At 53.2% G+C, this 18,841-nt stretch carries 16 protein-coding genes and 4 tRNA genes; 10 read left to right on the forward strand and 10 right to left on the reverse strand.

The genetic code is table 11. The features are described 5' to 3' along the window. Positions 1–73 precede the first annotated feature (73 nt). Positions 74–1,348, reverse strand: coding sequence for a putative porin (locus tag IEX86_RS08545; RefSeq protein ID WP_188865704.1), 1,275 nt, complete (start codon positions 1,346–1,348; stop codon positions 74–76). Between the two features lie 352 nt (positions 1,349–1,700). Here IEX86_RS08545 and IEX86_RS08550 point away from each other — a divergent pair, with 352 nt between their 5' ends. From IEX86_RS08550 to IEX86_RS08580, 7 genes are all read left to right on the forward strand, one after another. Then, on the forward strand, positions 1,701–2,822 hold the full coding sequence (locus IEX86_RS08550) for a beta-ketoacyl-ACP synthase III (RefSeq protein WP_188865705.1): 1,122 nt from the start codon (positions 1,701–1,703) through the stop codon (positions 2,820–2,822). 314 nt (positions 2,823–3,136) lie between these two features. Further along, positions 3,137–3,212 (forward strand) — tRNA-Ala (locus tag IEX86_RS08555). 43 nt (positions 3,213–3,255) lie between these two features. Next, positions 3,256–3,331 (forward strand) — tRNA-Glu (locus IEX86_RS08560). Positions 3,332–3,366: 35 nt separating this feature from the next. Then, positions 3,367–3,442, forward strand: a tRNA-Ala gene (locus IEX86_RS08565). 42 nt (positions 3,443–3,484) lie between these two features. Continuing rightward, positions 3,485–3,560, forward strand: a tRNA-Glu gene (locus tag IEX86_RS08570). A 170-nt stretch (positions 3,561–3,730) separates the two neighbouring features. After that, positions 3,731–4,864, forward strand: coding sequence for a GNAT family N-acetyltransferase (locus IEX86_RS08575; RefSeq protein ID WP_373290410.1), 1,134 nt, complete (start codon positions 3,731–3,733; stop codon positions 4,862–4,864). 10 nt (positions 4,865–4,874) lie between these two features. Beyond that, positions 4,875–5,207 carry a YnfA family protein gene (locus IEX86_RS08580; protein WP_188865706.1) on the forward strand — a complete coding sequence of 111 codons (333 nt, stop codon included), beginning with the start codon at positions 4,875–4,877 and terminating at the stop codon, positions 5,205–5,207. A 9-nt stretch (positions 5,208–5,216) separates the two neighbouring features. Here the strand turns inward: IEX86_RS08580 and IEX86_RS08585 are convergent, their stop codons facing one another. The 4 genes from IEX86_RS08585 to IEX86_RS08600 all read right to left on the reverse strand — a co-directional run bounded on the left by IEX86_RS08585 (position 5,217) and on the right by IEX86_RS08600 (position 10,286). Beyond that, entirely contained in the window at positions 5,217–5,471 is a 255-nt protein-coding gene (locus tag IEX86_RS08585) for a YheU family protein (protein WP_188865707.1), read from the reverse strand. 91 nt (positions 5,472–5,562) lie between these two features. After that, complete coding sequence (locus IEX86_RS08590) at positions 5,563–6,753, reverse strand: osmoprotectant NAGGN system M42 family peptidase (RefSeq protein ID WP_188865708.1); 1,191 nt, start codon at positions 6,751–6,753, stop codon at positions 5,563–5,565. Beyond that, positions 6,750–8,495 (reverse strand): N-acetylglutaminylglutamine synthetase, encoded by a 1,746-nt coding sequence (ngg, locus tag IEX86_RS08595; RefSeq protein WP_188865709.1) that lies wholly within the window; start codon positions 8,493–8,495, stop codon positions 6,750–6,752. The genes IEX86_RS08590 and ngg overlap by 4 nt, the downstream gene beginning before the upstream one ends. Before the next feature lie 18 nt (positions 8,496–8,513). Next, on the reverse strand, positions 8,514–10,286 hold the full coding sequence (locus IEX86_RS08600; protein ID WP_188865710.1) for an N-acetylglutaminylglutamine amidotransferase: 1,773 nt from the start codon (positions 10,284–10,286) through the stop codon (positions 8,514–8,516). Positions 10,287–10,554: 268 nt separating this feature from the next. On the opposite strand from IEX86_RS08600, the gene IEX86_RS08605 reads away from it, so the two are divergent. Both IEX86_RS08605 and IEX86_RS08610 read left to right on the forward strand, forming a co-directional pair. Further along, positions 10,555–10,818: a type B 50S ribosomal protein L31 gene (locus IEX86_RS08605; RefSeq protein WP_188865711.1), complete on the forward strand. Its 264-nt coding sequence runs from the start codon at positions 10,555–10,557 to the stop codon at positions 10,816–10,818. A gap of 122 nt (positions 10,819–10,940) precedes the next feature. Continuing rightward, positions 10,941–11,918: an SDR family oxidoreductase gene (locus IEX86_RS08610; RefSeq protein WP_188865712.1), complete on the forward strand. Its 978-nt coding sequence runs from the start codon at positions 10,941–10,943 to the stop codon at positions 11,916–11,918. Between the two features lie 3 nt (positions 11,919–11,921). On the opposite strand, the gene metR is transcribed toward IEX86_RS08610, so the two are convergent. The 5 genes from metR to IEX86_RS08635 form a co-directional block, all read right to left on the reverse strand. Continuing rightward, entirely contained in the window at positions 11,922–12,839 is a 918-nt protein-coding gene (gene metR, locus IEX86_RS08615) for a transcriptional regulator MetR (RefSeq protein WP_188865713.1), read from the reverse strand. A 112-nt stretch (positions 12,840–12,951) separates the two neighbouring features. Beyond that, positions 12,952–14,493 (reverse strand): glycerol-3-phosphate dehydrogenase, encoded by a 1,542-nt coding sequence (gene glpD, locus IEX86_RS08620; protein WP_188865714.1) that lies wholly within the window; start codon positions 14,491–14,493, stop codon positions 12,952–12,954. Positions 14,494–14,646: 153 nt separating this feature from the next. Further along, entirely contained in the window at positions 14,647–15,402 is a 756-nt protein-coding gene (locus tag IEX86_RS08625; protein WP_188865715.1) for a DeoR/GlpR family transcriptional regulator, read from the reverse strand. A gap of 128 nt (positions 15,403–15,530) precedes the next feature. Further along, entirely contained in the window at positions 15,531–17,036 is a 1,506-nt protein-coding gene (gene glpK / locus IEX86_RS08630; protein WP_188865716.1) for a glycerol kinase GlpK, read from the reverse strand. A gap of 14 nt (positions 17,037–17,050) precedes the next feature. Next, positions 17,051–17,944, reverse strand: coding sequence for an MIP/aquaporin family protein (locus IEX86_RS08635; protein WP_188865717.1), 894 nt, complete (start codon positions 17,942–17,944; stop codon positions 17,051–17,053). 303 nt (positions 17,945–18,247) lie between these two features. On the opposite strand from IEX86_RS08635, the gene ybaK reads away from it, so the two are divergent. Beyond that, complete coding sequence (ybaK, locus tag IEX86_RS08640) at positions 18,248–18,718, forward strand: Cys-tRNA(Pro) deacylase (protein ID WP_188865718.1); 471 nt, start codon at positions 18,248–18,250, stop codon at positions 18,716–18,718. Positions 18,719–18,841 lie beyond the last annotated feature (123 nt).

Raw genomic sequence — 18,841 nt, forward strand, 5'->3', positions numbered from 1 at the left:
TTTTGATAGCTCAATAAAAAACAAGCGCCTAAAAAGGCGCTTGTTTATCTCTGGGAGGTAGAAGCACAGTAGTTTAGAACTTGGCTTCAAGATCCAGCTGCAAGATATCGACGTCAGCATCTCGCTTGGTGCGGCTGGCAAAGTCAGACTTGGCCATGTAGTAAGTCGCGCCCAGGCCAAAGTTCTTGTCGATGTCGTAGCTGACCTTGAACTTGTGCCCGCGAGAGCCGACATAGCCATTTGCGAAGTCGGAGTCGGTAAAGGCACCCACCACGGCGTTACGCTGAACGTCGCGATAGTTGTAATCGAAGCCAATGCCGTAAGCCTTGGTTTTCAAACCTGCCAGCCATGCAGTGTCGTTATCGTCGGCTTCGCTGTTTACGACGTACTGTCCATATAGTGACAGCGGAATGGCCAGACCGCCGATATCGACTTGACCAAAGCCTTCATACAAATTGAATTCATTGGTCGTGTTGCCGTTGGCCTGTAGGGCACAAGGCGTCGTCGTGCTGTTGCCGCAGGTGCTGTCCTTGTCTTTATCGTAGCCATAAATGCTGCCACCCACAGTTACCTTCAGGTTATCCGTCGGAGCGAAGCGGGCACCAAGCTGGCCGGCGTACAGGCGCAGGTCATGCTTGAATTCATAACCTTCACCATCGACGTTATCCTTGAGTACATAGTAGCCAGCACTGCCAAATAGCTCAGTTGATCCACTCAGGGGATATTTATAGGTAGCGGCTAAGCCTTCAGGGTTGATATCGCCATCCCAGATGACATCGCCCATGCTTACCCAGGGTTGAAGCATTTTGCCGCCGATTACATGGAGATTTGGAACAGCTGTTGGATGGAAGTCGATATAAGCCAAGTCCATCCAAATCTGTTTCTTGTTGAAGTAGTTATTCATGTCCTGATTAGTGGAGCGTGCATCGTCACCACCACCCGACGCTACGCGAATGCCTGCATCTACTTGAGGGTTAATCTGGCTATACACACCAAGGCGGGCACGGATGCGCTGACGGTCTCGGTCACGACCATTGTCCGGCTCGCCATCGATATCGATATTTTCGTGACGCACACGCACATCGCCCTTGATCTGGGTCTTGGCTGCCCAGGCAAGTTTCTCTTCGAAAGAGGACAGTTTTTGCTGCTGCGCTACCTTTGTTTGTTCTGCGCGCGTCTCGTTGTCTAGGTCGGCTTTCAATTCAGTGTACTGAGCCGGAGTAATAGAGCCGTTAGCTCTCAACATATCCAGTAGCTTGGCATCGACCGCTGCATGGGCAGGAATGCTCATGGCTAGTAATAGCCCACCACAAAGACCTGAGGCTGTTCCTACTGAAAAAAGACGCATATCTCAATCTCCGTATCTTATGAGGCGACGTGTGCCATCGCTGGAAGAGTCGGCCTTCAAGGCCTGCTACTGATCGACTCAGGTCGATTCGAAAGCGGCGCCAGTATTACCGTGGCTCATGACGGAGCAGTTACGGATTCGTTTTAGAGCGATGAAGAAAACATGAAAGAATAAATAGCTTTAGTATTCTTCATGTTTCAAAAAACAGGCGCAGTTAGGCTTGTTTGGGGAGGAGGGTGAAGTAGGGAAAGAGTGGGAAATAGCTATCTCAGTTGTCAAATAAGCCAATAGGGTTTGGCTTGGTTTTACGGCACAATAGTGGCTAACTTTTATAAAAATCAGAGGAATGATCGTGCACCAGGCAGTCATTAGCGGTACCGGCCTGTACACTCCGCCGAACAGCATTTCCAATGACGAGTTGGTCGCTTCCTTCAATGCCTATGTTCATCAATACAATACCGAACATGCCGACGCGATAGCACGAGGTGAGCAAGAGGCCAAACAGGAGTCCAGTTCGGCTTTTATTGAGAAAGCGTCAGGAATCAAGAGCCGCTATGTCATCGATAAAGAAGGCATTCTTGACCCCAGCCGTATGGTTCCTCGTATTCCTGAACGCAGTAATGATCAGTGGTCTGTGTTATGCGAGATGAGTGTAATTGCAGCCCGTGAAGCCTTGGCGCGAGCGGGGAAGACTGCCGCGGATATCGATGGGGTTATCGTTGCCTGTTCGAATCTCCAGCGACCTTACCCTGCCGTGGCCATTGAAGTACAAGCTGCACTAGGCATTAACGGCTTTGGTTTCGATATGAACGTGGCCTGTTCATCGGCTACGTTTGGCTTGCAAGTGGCTGCCAATAGCGTACAGCTCGGGCAAGCTCGGGCGATATTGCTGGTGGATCCTGAAATCTGTACAGGACATCTGAATTTCAGGGATCGTGATAGTCATTTCATATTCGGCGATGCAGCAACCGCCATGATTGTCGAGCGGGCTGATCTGGCAACTTCCTCACATCAGTTCGATATTCTGGGGACCAAGTTGCTAACGCAGTTCTCCAATAATATCCGTAATAATTTTGGCTTCCTCAACCGTGCTGCGGAAGAGGAAATGAGTAGTCCAGACAAACTATTCGTCCAAGAGGGGCGTAAAGTCTTCAAAGAAGTCTGTCCTATGGTTGCCGATTTGATTGCCGAGCATCTGGAGGCGCTGAGCATTCCCGTCGAGCAGGTACGTCGATTCTGGCTGCATCAAGCCAATCTCAATATGAATCAGCTGATTGTGCGTAGGTTGCTTGGCCGCGATGCGGAGCCCTATGAAGCGCCTGTTATTCTGGATACTTATGCCAATACCAGTTCTGCCGGTTCGGTGATTGCGCTTCATTTGAATCAGGACGATCTGGCATCAGGCGATCTGGGAGTACTCAGCTCCTTTGGTGCGGGTTACTCGATTGGATCGGTGGTGCTACGTAAGCGCTGAGTTTAAGCGAGTCGGCGTCGTCATTAGGTTGTCATGCTAATGAGATAAATACCTGACCTCTAGTGTCAGCACGCTGCTGATGGGCTAGCGCAATTCATTGGTACTTTCGCCCCGCTTGTCGGGGCTTTTTTTATGAACTAAAGAAAAACTGATTTTGTCCGTTGTATATAGAAATACCAGCGGACAAGGCGAGCCTCGCGAACCACTCGGTCAGCTATAAGTATTTGTGTATTCAGCAAAATATTTTCAGAGAATGCATAAATATCGTTGACAGAGGCATTGGGTCCTCTTAAGATTCGCACCGTCTTAGCGACGGGGCTATAGCTCAGCTGGGAGAGCGCTTGCATGGCATGCAAGAGGTCGACGGTTCGATCCCGTCTAGCTCCACCAAATTCCCAGGGCCAGCCATTGGCTGGTCTGAATCGAAGGTTTCGTCCCCTTCGTCTAGTGGCCTAGGACACCGCCCTTTCACGGCGGTAACAGGGGTTCGAGTCCCCTAGGGGACGCCATTTATAGCTGCTTATTTTAGGCAGCAGTGTGTTACGGGGCTATAGCTCAGCTGGGAGAGCGCTTGCATGGCATGCAAGAGGTCGACGGTTCGATCCCGTCTAGCTCCACCAAATTCCTAGGGCCAGCCATTGGCTGGTTTGAATGAAGGTTTTGTCCCCTTCGTCTAGTGGCCTAGGACACCGCCCTTTCACGGCGGTAACAGGGGTTCGAGTCCCCTAGGGGACGCCATCTTTAAAAGCCGCCTTTATAGGCGGCTTTTTTTTGCCTGCAATTTCACGCATTTGGCGGTCATATCAGCCGTATACCAATGCCTGACGAATAAACCTGTTTAAGCAGATTAAACAATAGGCCACTATTCGAATCAGGCCTTGCCCTATAGGCCCGTGAATTAACAGGGGATGTCAGTGATTATCGAGCGGCTAGATAACCTGTCCGAGCTGCCTGCGCAGGCTTGGAATGCGTTGTTACCGGATAACCAGCCCTTTATGAGGCATGAGTTTCTGCATGCGTTGGAAGCCAGTGGAAGCGTAGGGCGCCGTACAGGCTGGAAGCCTGCTCATTATATTGTGCGTGATCTGGAAGGCACGTTGAGGGCGGCTATGCCGGCCTATATTAAGTACCACTCCTATGGCGAGTATGTATTCGACTGGGCTTGGGCTGATGCCTGTCATCGCGCGGGTATCGATTATTATCCGAAACTTCTGGCGGCAGTTCCTTTTTCCCCTGTGGGCGGTGCCCGCCTGTTAGGGGAGCGCACGGCCTGCGAAGAGCTACTGCACGTATTGACCAGTAAGCTTGAGGGGCGTGGGCTTTCAAGCTTGCATATCAATTTTACTAATGAAGCGACAGATGCCTTGCTGACTGGTCGTGAAGGGTGGCTTAAGCGGCTTGGATGCCAGTTTCACTGGCATAATCGTGGGTATCGAGACTTTCAGGACTTCCTGGACGCACTGGCGTCACGTAAGCGTAAGCAGCTTCGTAAGGAGCGTGAGCAGGTTGCCGGACAGGGAATCGATTTCGAGTGGCGGAAAGGTGGGTCGCTCACTGAACAGGAGTGGGATTTTGTCTATACCTGTTACGCTAATACCTATGCTGTAAGAGGGCAGGACCCCTACCTGACCCGTGAGTTTTTCAGTGAGTTGGCCGAACGTATGCCTGAAGCCATTCGTGTCGTCCTGGCGCGCCAAGAGAGTCGGCCTGTGGCTATGGCATTCTACCTATGCGATGAAAAGACCTTATACGGGCGCTATTGGGGATGTTTGGCCGAGTTTGATCGACTGCATTTCGAGACGTGCTTCTATCAAGGGATTGACCATGCCATCAGTGAAGGCCTGACTCGTTTTGACGCAGGCGCACAAGGTGAGCACAAGCTGATTCGGGGATTCGAACCGGTCTTTACGCATTCCTGGCACTATCTCGTACATCCAGGACTGCGCGATGCGGTAACGGAGTTTCTCGATCAGGAACGCGAAGGCATCAAGCGTTACGCACAAGCTGCCGCTGATGCATTGCCGTTCCGCCAGGAAGGGTAGTTAGCACGCTATGCTCAATTATCTGTGGTTTACCTTGGCTGCCTGCCTTGAGATTGCTGGCTGCTACACGTTCTGGCTGTGGTTAAGACTTGGCAAAAGCCCGCTGTGGTTGCTTCCTGGGGTTTTATCGCTCACGCTGTTCGCGTTGATATTGACGCGTGTCGAAGCGGCGTATGCGGGTAGGGCATATGCTGCCTATGGCGGGATTTATATTGTGGCTTCGTTGGTCTGGCTGGGCCTGGTAGAAAAAACCAGGCCCGCATGGACTGATCTGGTAGGCGCAGCCCTATGCCTCTTAGGCGTAGCTGTGCTGGTGATCGGACCAAAGCTATCGGCTCATTAAAAGGTAGGCTTACTGGGGAAGAGCCTGCTCGTCTGGCGTGTTCAACCATTCCTTGGGCACGTCCCGTCTGAGCATGAGCTGGCATTGTCCGCTGTCAGGCTCGAATACAATGACGGCTTCCCCGTTTTCCAATGCTCGCCGTGCTCGCTCAACACGTGTCTGTAGTGGCGTTTCATCGCCATTATCCGTTCCCTCTCGCGTCACGAAGTCTTCGAGAAGGTTGCCTAAGGTGTCGGGGTTGAGCATATCGTAAGGTATAAGCATAGCGGCAGTTCCTGAAGCGGACAGCGATGCTAGCGTAAGGTTTAGCTGTTGGCGAGAGGGCGCCGTCGGATAAGGCAGCGCCCCCTAACCCCTAAGACTTTCCGCCTTCTTTAATCAGTTCATCAATGTGGGGTAAATGCGTCTGGTTATCCTGATGCGTTTCCTCCAAGTCGAGTTGATGCGCGAATCGATCAACAGAGTTGTCGGCCGGGGCGGCATCGCTATCGAATACAGGCGGACTTATCATGTATCCCACCAGTAACTGGCTCAGCGATGCCAGGCTAACTATGTGTGTCCGCTCATAGCCATGAGTGGCATCACAGCCAAATGCAAGGAGCGCAATCCGAATATCATGCCCGGCATTGATGGCAGAGTGGGCATCACTGTAGTAGTAGCGGAAAAGGTCACGTCTGACTGGAATGCTATTGCGTTCGGCAATGCGTAATAGGTGACGTGAGAGATGGTAGTCGTAGGGACCGCTTGAGTCCTGTAGTGCGACACTCACGCGGTGCTCATCGGACTGTTGTCCAGGCGCGACCGGCGCAATATCGATACCAACAAATTCGCTTACATCCCAAGGCAAAGCACCGGCTGCGCCAGAACCTACCTCTTCTGTAATGGTGAAGAGCGGGTGGCAATCGATAGGTGGAACAATGCCTGCTTCCTGGATCATCTTGAGTGCTGTCAACAGGGCTGCTACACCTGCCTTGTCGTCTAGATGGCGAGCACTGATATAGCCACTTTCCGTAAATTCGGGTAGCGGATCAAAGGCGACAAAGTCACCTACGCGTACGCCTAAATATTCTGTTTCCGAGCGGCTTTTGGTCGTGGCGTCGAGGCGCAGTTCGATGTGATCCCAACTAATGGGCATCTTGTCAACTTCAGTATTGAACGCATGTCCAGAAGCCAATAGCGGTAATACGCTGCCGCGTAGAGTGCCATTGTCAGTAAAGATGCTGACTCGGCTTCCTTCGGCGAAGCGGCTAGACCAGTGGCCGACTGCTGCCAGGCTCAGGCGGCCGTTATCCTTGATCTCCCGAACAATGGCACCAATAGTGTCCAAGTGCGCAGAGACCGCTCGGTCTGGGCTTTCCTTATGCCCTTTTAAAGTTGCCCGGATCGTACCCCGGCGGGTTAGCTCGTAGGGAATACCGATTTCGCTCAGGCGCTCGGCCACATACATGACGATGGTATCTGTAAAGCCTGTTGGGCTAGGAATAGCGAGCATTTCCAGCAGAACACGGCGCAGGTAATCCAGATCTGGCGTCGGCAGCTTATTCAAGCAGGCACCTCACGTGACAAGGGAAATAACAGATCGATAAAGCGTTCTGCGGTAGGGCGGGGTTCATGGTTGGCCAATCCAGGCCGTTCATTCGCTTCAATGATCACGTATTCACTTTGATCAGCAGCTGGCACTAATAAATCCATACCTGTAACCGGAATATCCAATGCCCTGGCTGCTGCGATAGCTGCCTGTGCCAGCTCCGGGTGAAGAATATCGGTAACATCTTCTAATGTGCCGCCGGTATGTAAGTTGGCCGTTTTGCGGACGAACAAACGGGTGCCTTCCGGCAAAACAGTATCGTAACTGTAACCAGCGGAGGTAAGTGCCCGCTCTGTTTCCTCATCAAGAGGAATTCGGCTTTCACCTCCCGTCGCTGCCTGGCGGCGGCGGCTTTGATGCTCGATCAGCTCATGAATATTACGGCGTCCATCGCCAATTACTTCGGCTGGACGACGTATAGCGGCCGCCACAACTTCATAGCCAATAACAACAACACGCAGATCCAGACCTGCATGGTAGCTTTCGAGTAGGACATTATCATCGTAGCGGCGGGCTTGGCTGATAGCAGCCTTAAGGTGCTCAGAGTCCCGTACATCTACGGCTATGCCTTTGCCTTGCTCGCCATTCACAGGCTTTACAACCAAGGCACCATGTTTTGCGAGAAACGCTTCGTTCTCCTCGTCCTCACCGCTGACCAGGCGCTGATCGGGAACACGCAACCCCGCCTCTTTAAGGGTGCGAATTGTCAGCGTCTTGTCTTGGCAGAGCGTCATGGTCACTGCACTGGTCAGGTCCGAGAGTGACTCGCGGCAACGGATGCGTCGGCCTCCCTGGATCAGGGTGAAAAGACCAGCTTGGGCATTGTCCACCTGCACATCAATCCCGCGGCGTTGTGCCTCATCCACAATGATTTTGGCGTAAGGGTTTAACCCAGCCTCGGGGCCAGGACCAAGGAATAGGGTCTGGTTGATCGCATTCTTACGCTTGACGGTAAAGGTCTGTAATTCCCGGAAGCCCAGCTTGTCATAGAGACGCTTGGCCTGGCTGTTGTCATGCATGACTGATAAGTCTAGAAACGCCAGGCCACGGCTAGCATAGTGTTCAATCAAATGGCGAACCAGTGCTTCGCCTACGCCTGGACGGGGGCAGTCAGGCGCGACGGCAAGGCACCACAAGCTTGAGCCGCACTCGGGGTCGTTAAACGCCTTGGCATGATTCAGCCCCATAACCGAGCCGATAATGGCACCGGTATCCTGATCTTCTGCTAGCCAATAAACTGGGCCGCCTTTATGGCGAGGCGTCAGTTTTTCAGTATCCACAGGAAGCATGTGTCGCGTCTGGTAGAGACGATTGATCTCGCTCCAGTCACTCTCACTAAAGGCACGGCGAATTCGGAAACCGCGAAAGGGAGCGTGGGCGGGGCGGTAATCGGTAAACCACAGCCGCAACGTATCCGATGGGTCCAGGAAGAGCTGTTGTGGAGCATGGGACAGCACCTGTTGCGGGGCAGCGACATAGAGTGCGATGTCACGCTCGCCAGCCTCTTCCTTAAGGAGCTCCTTGGCCAATACGGACGCATCGGAAAAGGTATGACCAATCAGAATCCGGCCCCACCCACAGTGTAGGCAAACGGATTGGCAAGTGGCTCGCTCTTCCCCTGTCATCTGGGCTTGCAGACGCTCATAGTTAGGTGTCTGGGCCCTTTGAAGACGCTGATTGTTATAGTAGGCGGCTTTCATCGTGCGATACTCCAACACTTATAGGCCATGTTCACTCAGCCACAAATTAAGGGCGGCAAGCTGCCAGAGCTTGGAGCCCCGTAGTGGCGTGATTTGGTCGTCAGGGTTCTTCAGGAGCCGATCGATTTCTGCGGTATTGAATAGCTGACGATCCTGGCTGGGATCAAGCAGCAGCTCACGTACCCACGTCAGGGTGTTGCCTTGTAGGTGCTTTAGGCCTGGTACTGGAAAGTAGCCCTTGGGCCGATCAATGACTTCTGCCGGAATGACTTTGCGGGCGGCTTCTTTGAGTACGTGTTTGCCTCCGTCGCCCAGCTTGAACTGCGCCGGAATACGGGCAGACAGTTCCGCCAGTTTGTAGTCCAGGAAGGGCACGCGTGCCTCCAGGCCCCACGCCATGGTCATGTTGTCGACTCGCTTGACCGGGTCATCTACCAGCATTACCGTGCTGTCCAGGCGTAGCGCCTTATCAACACCAGCTACTGCACCGGGTTGTGCAAAGTGCTGACGAACGAAATCACCTGCAGCGTCATGATCCAGGCGGCGGCCATCCTGTACAGTGGCTGCATACTCTGCATAGTCACGGTCAAAGAAGGCTGCTCGGTAAGCAGTGAACGGGTCTGACGCACTATCTACCTGCGGATACCAGTGATAGCCGGCAAATAGCTCATCTGCGCCTTGGCCGCTCTGCACGACCTTGCAATGCTTGGATACTTCGCGGGACAACAGGTAGAAGGCGATGCAGTCATGGCTTACCATCGGCTCGCTCATGGCTCTGAACGCGGAGGGCAATTGCTCAATGATTTCAGATTCGTTGATGCGCAGCCTGTGATGCCGTGTACCGTAGCGCTGAGCGATCAGGTCTGAATACTGAAACTCATCCCCACGCTCTCCACCGGCATCTTCAAATCCGATGGAGAAGGTCAGTAGATCGCGTACGCCGGACTCGTGCAGCAAGCCGACCAGCAGGCTTGAGTCCACACCACCAGACAGCAGCACACCTACATCGCGGGCTGCTCGCTGTCGAATCGAGACAGCATCGCGCAAGCTGTTCAGGACTTCGCCGCTCCAGTCTTTCATGGTGTAGTTGGCTTCATCGGCGGTTGGGCCGTAATTCAGTGTCCACCAGGTTTGCTGTTCGGTTTTGCCATTAGCGTCAATAACCATCCAAGTGGCTGGCGGCATTTTCTTCACGCCGTTCAGGATGGTGCGGGGCGCTGGTACAACAGCATGGAAGTTAAGGTAGTAGTTCAGCGCAACAGGATCGAGGGAGGTATCGATATCATCTGCTTCAAGCAGAGCAGGTAAGCTTGATGCAAAGCGCAGGCGTTCATTGGTCTGGCTCAGGTACAAGGGCTTGATGCCCAGGCGATCGCGTGCAATGAACATTTGCTGCTTATCGCGATCCCAAATAGCGAAGACGAACATGCCGTTGAGTTTGGGCAGCATTTCCTTGCCCCAGGCGTGATAGGCCTTGAGCAGAATTTCGGTATCGCCACCAGAGTGGAAGCGATAACCCTTGGCCTCCAGCTCGCTACGTAGCTCCGGGTAGTTGTAGATGGCGCCGTTGAAAACCATCGACAGGCCTGTGTCCGAGTCGATCATGGGCTGACCAGAGGCTTCTGCCAGATCCATGATTTTCAGGCGTCGGTGGCCTAGCGCAACAGGGCCTTGGCTATGAAAGCCCCAGGCATCGGGGCCGCGTTGAGCGAGGCGATGGGTGACCCGTTCCAGCGTGGCCAGGGTGACGGGACGATTATCGAAACGTAATTCTCCAGCTATACCGCACATAGTTCCTTACCGGTTGCTCCGTTGGGGGTGGGGAGGTATTGCTCCACAGGGAAACGACAAGCATTTGTGGGGGTAAGTTGCATTTTTCCGCCCAAATGACTGCAGGCAACGGGCTATTACGGCTACTAAGTATCGTTTTTAGATCTCGAATAAAGTAATTAAGAAATAAAGGTTGAAAGTCATATGCAAGGCCTTATATAGGTAATGAGCTGTTATAATGTAACGAAACGGCTTGGCGTATAGCCTTATCGAATACCCAGGAGGCACCATGAAACCGAACATTCATCCCAATTACCGGCCAGTGCTTTTCCACGACACCACTGCTGATCACTATTTCCTGATCCGCTCAACAGCACAGACCGACCGTATGCAGGAATATGAGGGCAAGAGCTATCCTTATATAGCGCTGGACGTTTCCAGTGCCTCTCACCCAATTTACACAGGTGAGCAGCGTCAGCTGAAAAGCGAAGGTCGCGTATCCAGCTTTAACAAGCGTTTTGCGGGTTTTCCAGGTGGAAGCAAGCTCTCCTGATCATCCAGTGTTACTGATTAAAGCCCTCGCAGTGTCGAGGGCTTTTTTATGCCTGAAAAAAGGAATGCCTGACGCTAAACAAGGTCCTCTTCTAGTGACTATTGAACGCGAAGAGAGTACCGATGAAAGCACGTAATCTAGAGGGCGTCGTGGTGGTCATTACGGGCGCTTCCAGTGGTATTGGTCGAGCGGCTGCTCATGAATTTGCACGGCAGGGCGCTTCTCTGGTCTTGGCGGCGCGAGACGAAGCGGCGCTTGAGGATGTAATGGCTGAATGTACTCTCTTGGGAGGACAAGCAATTGCAGTACCTACAGACGTCACCTTAATGGAGTCTGTAGAGCAACTGGCGGAGCGCGCCCTGGCGTTTGGGCAAGGACGGATTGATGTCTGGGTTAACAATGCAGGAATTGGTGCGGTAGGCAAGTTTGACGAGACGCCCTTTGAAGCTCACGAGCGTGTCGTACAAACTGATCTTCTAGGCTATTTACGCGGCGCCTACGCTGTTGTTCCGGTGTTCAAGCGTCAAGGCGCGGGAATATTGATCAATACCTTGTCGGTGGGCAGTTGGGTGCCACTTCCCTACGCCGTAGCTTATTCAGCGGCTAAATCAGGTTTGAGAGGATTTACTGAGGCGTTGAGGGGAGAGCTTACACGTTGGTCTGGTATTCATGTCTGCGATGTTTATCCCGCATTCATTGATACGCCAGGGTTGCGTGACGGTGGCAATTACAGTGGAAGGACGATAAAGCCTACGCCGCCTGTTTATGATGCTCGAAAGGTCGCCAGGGCCATTCTTTCCATGGCACGTTATCCGCGCAAATCGACGACAGTAGGGCAGGCCGCTACAGTGCTTCGAGCGGCTCATGCGTTAGTGCCTGGCTATGCTCGGTTGTCCCGGATCTTTATGGATCGCGCCCTGAGTCGAATGGAGCCGGTAGAGCACTCCTCGGGCAATCTGTTCGGTCCTCCCAGTGGCAATCGCAGTGTCGATGGGGGATGGCGTCGTCCTGATGAGCGCATGGTCGTGGCAGCAACCAGTGCTGCGGCGCTAGTGTTTGGGGCGTACCTGTACCGGCGACTGACGGAGCGGTCAGATTGATCCCTAACGTGCCGCGCTGACGCCTTCAAGCGTAGCGAAGGATGTGTCCTTGGCTGTTAGTAAAAAGTCCTGCATGAATGGAGCTTCCAGCATGTCTTCGCGAATCCCGGCATACAGGGTGGCATAAAGCCCTTTCTCACCCAAGCGCTTTGCAGTGACATAGCCGCGAGAGCTGTATTCATGAAGCGCCCAGTTAGGGAGGCAACAGACGCCACGGCCAGAGGCTACCAGTTGTAGCATCATGACTGTTAGCTCAGCTGTACGTATTCCGGCAGGCTCGACACCCGCTGGATCCAGGAACTGCCTGAAAATGTCCAGGCGCTCACGATCGACCGGGTAGGTGATCTGCGTTTCGTCAGCCAAGTCCTCGGGCACAATGTAGGGTTTGTTTGCCAAAGGGTGCTGGTTAGCCATGGCCAGCTGCGCTTCATAGGTAAACAGTGGAATGTAGGTGATGCCGGTTAGATCAATTGGGTCGGACGTGACAACAAGGTCAAGATCACCGCGTGCCAGGGCGGGTAGAGGGGCAAACGAGAACCCTGAGGCGAGATCCATTTCCACTTCTGCCCAAGAGTCACGAAACTGATCGATAGTTGGCATCAGCCACTGAAAGCAGCTGTGACATTCGATAGCGATATTAAGACGTCCGGCTGTGCCACCTGCAAAGCGTGCCAAATCGCGCTCTGCACTACGAAGTTGCGGCAATACGGCATCAGCGAGTTGCAAAAGACGCAGCCCGGCACTGGTAAAGCGGACCGGCTTGGTTTTGCGAACGAATAAGCTCAGACCAAGACGCTCTTCAAGCTCTTTGAACTGGTGAGAAAGAGCCGATTGAGTCAAATGAAGACGTTCGGCAGCTTCGACAAGGCTGTCGGCCTCACGTAGCGCATGTAGCGTTTTCAAGTGACGAAGTTCGAGCATGGCCTGGATCCTGATAAGTGCTGCAGCAGGTATCCATTATGAATGATTTCTACGCCAAGAAGGATATGAATGAAACTGGCTCATGATTTCACCAGTTTCATTCATCTGGCAGTTACGCGGCTACATAGCTGGTTTTACGAATATCCAGATTGCTCAGGTAGGTCTCCAGCTTGGCTTTATCGCTAGGTGTGAACTCAAGACCCAACTTGGTACGGCGCCAGAGAATATCGTCTGCTGTATTGGCCCATTCGTAAGCATGGAGGTAATCCGCTTCGCGCTCATACAGGTCGGCACCCAGGCATTCACCTAGATCGGCCATCTGCGTGACGCCTTCCAATAGCTTGCGAGTACGGTTGCCATAAGTAGTCGACCAGCGTTGAGCAAGCGCTGCTGGTAAGTCCTTGACCTGCATTTGTAGCTGCTTGGCCAAAGCCTCTGGCGTTGTCATCTCTTCTCCGCCAGGAAGGGTTGCGTTAGCTGTCCACGGCTGCCCCATGCTTTTGAAGAATGGTTGCAGCTGCTGCATAGCAGACTCAGCCAACTTGCGATACGTGGTTAGCTTTCCGCCAAAAATAGATAGCAGGGGTGCATCATTTTCGGGTGCCGACAGTGACAACGTGTAGTCACGAGTAATGGCCGAAGGATTATCCGATTCGTCATCACATAGCGGCCGTACGCCCGAGAAGGTATGGAGCACATCGCTACGGGTCAGTTTTTTGCGGAAATGTGCATTCGCAACACTCAGAATGTAGTCTGTTTCCTGCTCGGTAATCTGTACGTTGGCCGGGTCGCCTTTGTACTCACGATCCGTGGTGCCGACCATGGTGTAGCGGCCCAAGTAAGGAATAGCAAAGACAATCCGGCGATCTTCGTTCTGCATGATGTAGGCGTGATCACCTTCATACAGTTTTGGTACAACGATATGGCTGCCTTGAATCAGGCGGATGCCATAGGGCGAACGTTCTTTGATGTTTTCGCGAACAATCTGGGCAACCCAGGGACCCGCCGCATTGACCAGCGCTTTTGCCTTGATCGAGAACGTGCTGCCATCCTGACGTTGAAGATTCAGGTGCCACAGCTTGTTGGCGCGGTGAGCGCTAAGGCATGTTGTACGGGTATGAATATGAGCACCACGCTCACGGGCAGCCATCGCATTGAGTACGACAAGGCGCGCGTCATCTACCCAGCAGTCAGAGTATTCAAAACCCTGACTGATGTCGCTGACCAAGGGGCTATCTGTACCAAACCGCAGACTACGAGATGCAGGAAGCTTTTCACGTTTGCCAAGGTGGTCGTAGAGGAACAGACCTGCACGAATCATCCAGGCGGGACGTAGGTGCGGCCGGTGCGGCAGAACGAAGCGCATGGGTTTGACAATATGGGGCGCTTTAGCCAGCAGCACTTCGCGCTCGGCCAGGGCTTCACGTACCAATCGGAATTCATAATGTTCAAGATAACGCAGACCACCATGAATCAGCTTGCTACTAGCCGAGGAAGTGTGTCTTGCCAGGTCGTCACGTTCGCATAGAAAGACGGACAAGTTACGGCCTGCGGCATCGGCTGCAATACCAACACCATTGATACCACCGCCGATCACGGCGATGTCGTAGATCTCGGAAAGGGGCGGCGTCCCGAGCAAAGTGGACTGAGGCATGGGCGTCTCCTGTTATAAACGAACATCAATGTTCGTATTCGAACAATCGTAGACAAAAGAGTTGCCTTGCGCCAGTCGATTAACGATAAAAAATACCTAAAAGGAAAATAAACGAACGTAAATGAAAGAAATGTGAAAGGCCTGACACTCTGGTCAGGCGATTTCAAGGCGAACTTTGAATTGGGAAAGCAGGCGGGTAAAGGCTTCGTCCGGCTGGGACTCGGTAAAGAGCACATCGATCTGTTCAAGCGAGCCCAGGCGGATCATAGCGCTACGCCCGAACTTGCTAGAGTCTGCCGCGAGAAAGACTTTGCGTGCGTTCTCGAAGATCGCCTGTGAAACCCGGACTTCCTGGTAGTTGAAGTCCAGCAACGTGCCGTCCTCATCGATGCCGCTGATGCCAACCAAGGCGTAATCCACCTTGAATTGCTTAATGAAGTCAGCTGTCGCCTGGCCTACAACACCACCGTCACTGCGCACGCTGCCGCCTGCGATCAAAACCTCAAAGTCTTCTTTTGCGCTAAGAATATTCGCCACATGAAGATTATTTGTAATGATCTTCAGGCTGCGATGGTTAAGCAGGGCATGAGCAATGGCTTCAGTGGTTGTCCCGATATTAATGAATAATGATGCGTGATCTGGAACCTGTGCTGCTACGGCTTCGGCAATGCGCCGCTTTTCATCCCGCATCTGTCCGGCACGCATGGTGTAAGCCGTATTCTCCACACTGGAGTCATGGGCTGCGCCGCCGTGATAGCGGCGTAACAGACCGCTTTCAGCCAGCTGGTTGATATCTCGGCGAATCGTCTGAGGCGTTACGGCGAAATGCTGTGCAAGCTCCTCGATGCTGACATAGCCTCGCTCGCGGACAAGGTCCAGAATATTCTGCTGACGGGGCGCCAGGCTCATGCAATCTTCCTTCAACAATGGTTTGACAGGAAGAATGCCGTAGCGAGGCGCCGGGCGCCAGTTCGGTGCATCAACTTCGTTATCCTGATGTGAAAAGGGCGACTTCCCAGTCGCCCCGTCCAGTGACATCAGTCTTGCGCCCAGCCGCGAGTACGCTCAACGGCTTTTTTCCAGCCTTTATAGAGCTCTTCGCGATGATCGCCATCACAGGAAGGCTCGAATACGCGCTCGATGGTGCTCTTATTGCGTAGTTCGTCCAGGCTGCTCCAGAAGCCTGTTGCCAGGCCAGCCAGATACGCTGCGCCAAGGGCGGTGGTTTCCTTCATCTCAGGACGCTCTACACAAGTGCCCAGTAGGTCGGCCTGGAATTGCATAAGGAAGTTATTTGCTACCGCGCCGCCGTCGACACGTAGCGAGCGCAGACGCTCGCCTGCATCTTGCTGCATGGCATCCAGTACGTCACGAGTCTGGTAGGCAATCGACTCCAGGGCTGCACGAATCAGGTGTTCGACTTTAACGCCACGGGTCAGGCCAAACATGGCGCCGCGGGCGTAGGGGTCCCAATAGGGAGCACCCAGGCCGGTAAAGGCGGGTACCAGATAGATGCCGTTGCTGTCTTTCACCTTGGTGGCGAAGTACTCGGAATCCAAAGATTCATTAATGACCTTAAGCTCATCGCGCAGCCACTGAACTGTAGAGCCACCATTAAAGATGGCACCTTCCAGTGCATAATTCACTTCACCACGTGGACCGCAGGCAATAGTGGTTAGCAAGCCATGCTGTGACTGCACCGCTTTCTCACCGGTGTTCATCAGCAGGAAGCAGCCGGTGCCATAGGTATTCTTGGCTTGGCCCGGCTCTACGCACATCTGGCCAAAGAGGGCTGCTTGCTGATCGCCTGCGATACCAGCAATAGGAATGCCGGTTTCCTGGCTGCTACCCAGTGTGGCATACCCGTAAACTTCTGAAGAGGAGCGAACCTCAGGCAGCATTTCGCGGGGGATATCCAATGCTTCAAGCATTACTGGGTCCCAGTCGCGGTTATGGATATCGAAAATCAGGGTGCGCGAGGCATTGGTGTAGTCGGTAACGTGTACTTTGCCCTGGGTCATCTTCCAGATCAGCCAGGTGTCGACTGTACCAAACAGCAGCTCGCCACGGCGCGCGCGCTCACGGCTACCTTCGACGTGATCCAGAATCCACTTGATTTTGGTACCGGAGAAGTAGGGGTCAATAACCAGACCGGTTGTGCGGCGGATATGATCTTCCATGCCGTCACGCTTGAGTTGATTACAGATCTCAGTGCTCTGACGGCTTTGCCATACGATGGCATTGTAGATCGGGCGACCCGTCACCTTATCCCAAACAATGGTGGTTTCACGTTGGTTGGTAATGCCAATGGCAGCGACGTCATCATGGCTGATGCCCGCGTGAGCCAGGGCCTCAACGAACGTAGCACTCTGGGTAGCCCAGATTTCCATCGGGTCATGTTCGACCCAGCCGGCTTGCGGGTAGATTTGTGCGAACTCACGCTGAGCAATACTGACCACGTTAGCATTGCGATCCAGGACGATAGCGCGGGAGCTGGTAGTACCCTGGTCGAGGGCAACAATATAGTGCTTGTTATCGGACATGATGGAAATCCTTATTATTGAGCTTGTGACGCGCTGATCTTGGGCTGAGCGGCAGCGTCTTTCTTATTGGTTTCAATTGGGGCTTCTTTGGCGGGAATGTCGCATGCGGCTGAGCCAAGGCTCGGCAGGTGGCGGCAAATCAGTGCCTTGTAAGCAGCAGCACCCAGGCAGGCACCTAGGATGGGCGCAAAGATGGGTACGAGGAAATAAGGAATGTCTCGGCCGCCTGTAAGGGCTATATCGCCCCAGCCGGCCAGAAAGGTCATCAGCTTCGGACCCAGGTCACGTGCAGGGTTCATGGCAAAGCCTGTCAACGGGCCCATGGAACCACCGATTACAGCGACAAGCAGGCCAATCAGGAGTGGGGCCAGTGGGCCGCGTGGAAGGCCGTTGCCATCGTCAGTCAAGGCCATGATTACAGCAAGAAGGATGGCGGTAATAACCATCTCAACCAGGAACGCTTGGCCAACAGACAAGGCTGCGTTTGGATAAGTGGAGAACACGCCAGCAAGCTCAAGACTGGCTACGCTACCGCGTACCATGTTGTGTGCTTGTTCATATTCGAAAAAGAGGCTGTTGTATAGGCCGTACACCAAGGCAGCGCCGCAAAAAGCACCTGCAATCTGGGAAATGATATAGAGCGGGACCTTTCTGCGTTCAAAACCGCCAAAAAGCCAAAGCGCGATAGTAACAGCAGGGCTCAGGTGTGCACCTGACACGCCAGCGCTCAGGTAAACGCCCATGCTGACCGCAATGCCCCATATGATGCTGATTTCCCAAAGCCCTAACGTGGCTCCGCCAACCTTCATGGCGGCGACACAACCAGTGCCGAAGAAAATGAATAATCCTGTTCCCAAAAACTCGGCAATGCATTGCCCACGCAGGGTGGGCATTAGTGGAGTACTCATACGAGGAGCCTCTTGATTGTTGTATTTATTGCGGTAGTAGAAAAAAAATGAAACTACATCCTTTCGGAAACGAAAAGTTAGTTTCAAAATCGAACGTTGTCAAAGGTTCTTCTTTCATCCCCATAGAAAATTGTGATGAGCAAAGCAGGATATTTTATGACATGCGAAACACTTGTTTGAAAGGGAACTTTATTAGGGGTGTTTCAAGCCTTGTCTAGAAAGTGGCCTGGATCAGGCGGCGTAAGGCTTTACAGGCTGTAAGGGCAAAGACAAACTGAATCGTAAAGCCATAAGGACAGAGGCATGACCCCTGCGATTGACCTGCTTAAAAAACACAAGATAGCGCACCGCGTGCTTAGCTATGTGCATGATCCCAAAGCGGCTTCATATGGGCTTGAGGCTGCAGACAAGCTAGGGCTTGAGCCGGCTCACGTGTTTAAAACGCTGCTGGCCGTGACCGAAAAGGACGAGTTACTCGTTGCCATCGTTCCGGTTGGCGGTAGCCTTGACCTGAAAGCGTTGGCCCATGCGGCTTCGGTTAAAAAAGCAGACATGGCAAATCCTCAGGTAGCCCAACGCGCAACGGGCTACCTGGTGGGTGGAATTAGCCCATTGGGACAGAAGAAGCGCTTGCGTACATTTATTGATAGTAGTGCTGAGCATTTTCCTTTTATCTACGTCAGTGCAGGACGTCGTGGTCTTGAAGTGGAGTTATCTGCCCAGGCGCTGGCTCATCTGACAGCGGGAAAATTTGCCGAAATTGCACGATCCTAAAAGAGCGGTGGTTGGCCGCTCTGCCGCACGCTAGCAAGGAAGGTTGACCATTCGGTTCACTGCGCTATGGTCAATTATTGCCGCTCTGATGTTTTTCTCTTGATTCTCACCTGGCCGCTCATG

Source organism: Pseudomonas asuensis (genome assembly GCF_014646755.1).
In the GTDB taxonomy this organism is placed as follows: domain Bacteria; phylum Pseudomonadota; class Gammaproteobacteria; order Pseudomonadales; family Pseudomonadaceae; genus Chryseomonas; species Chryseomonas asuensis.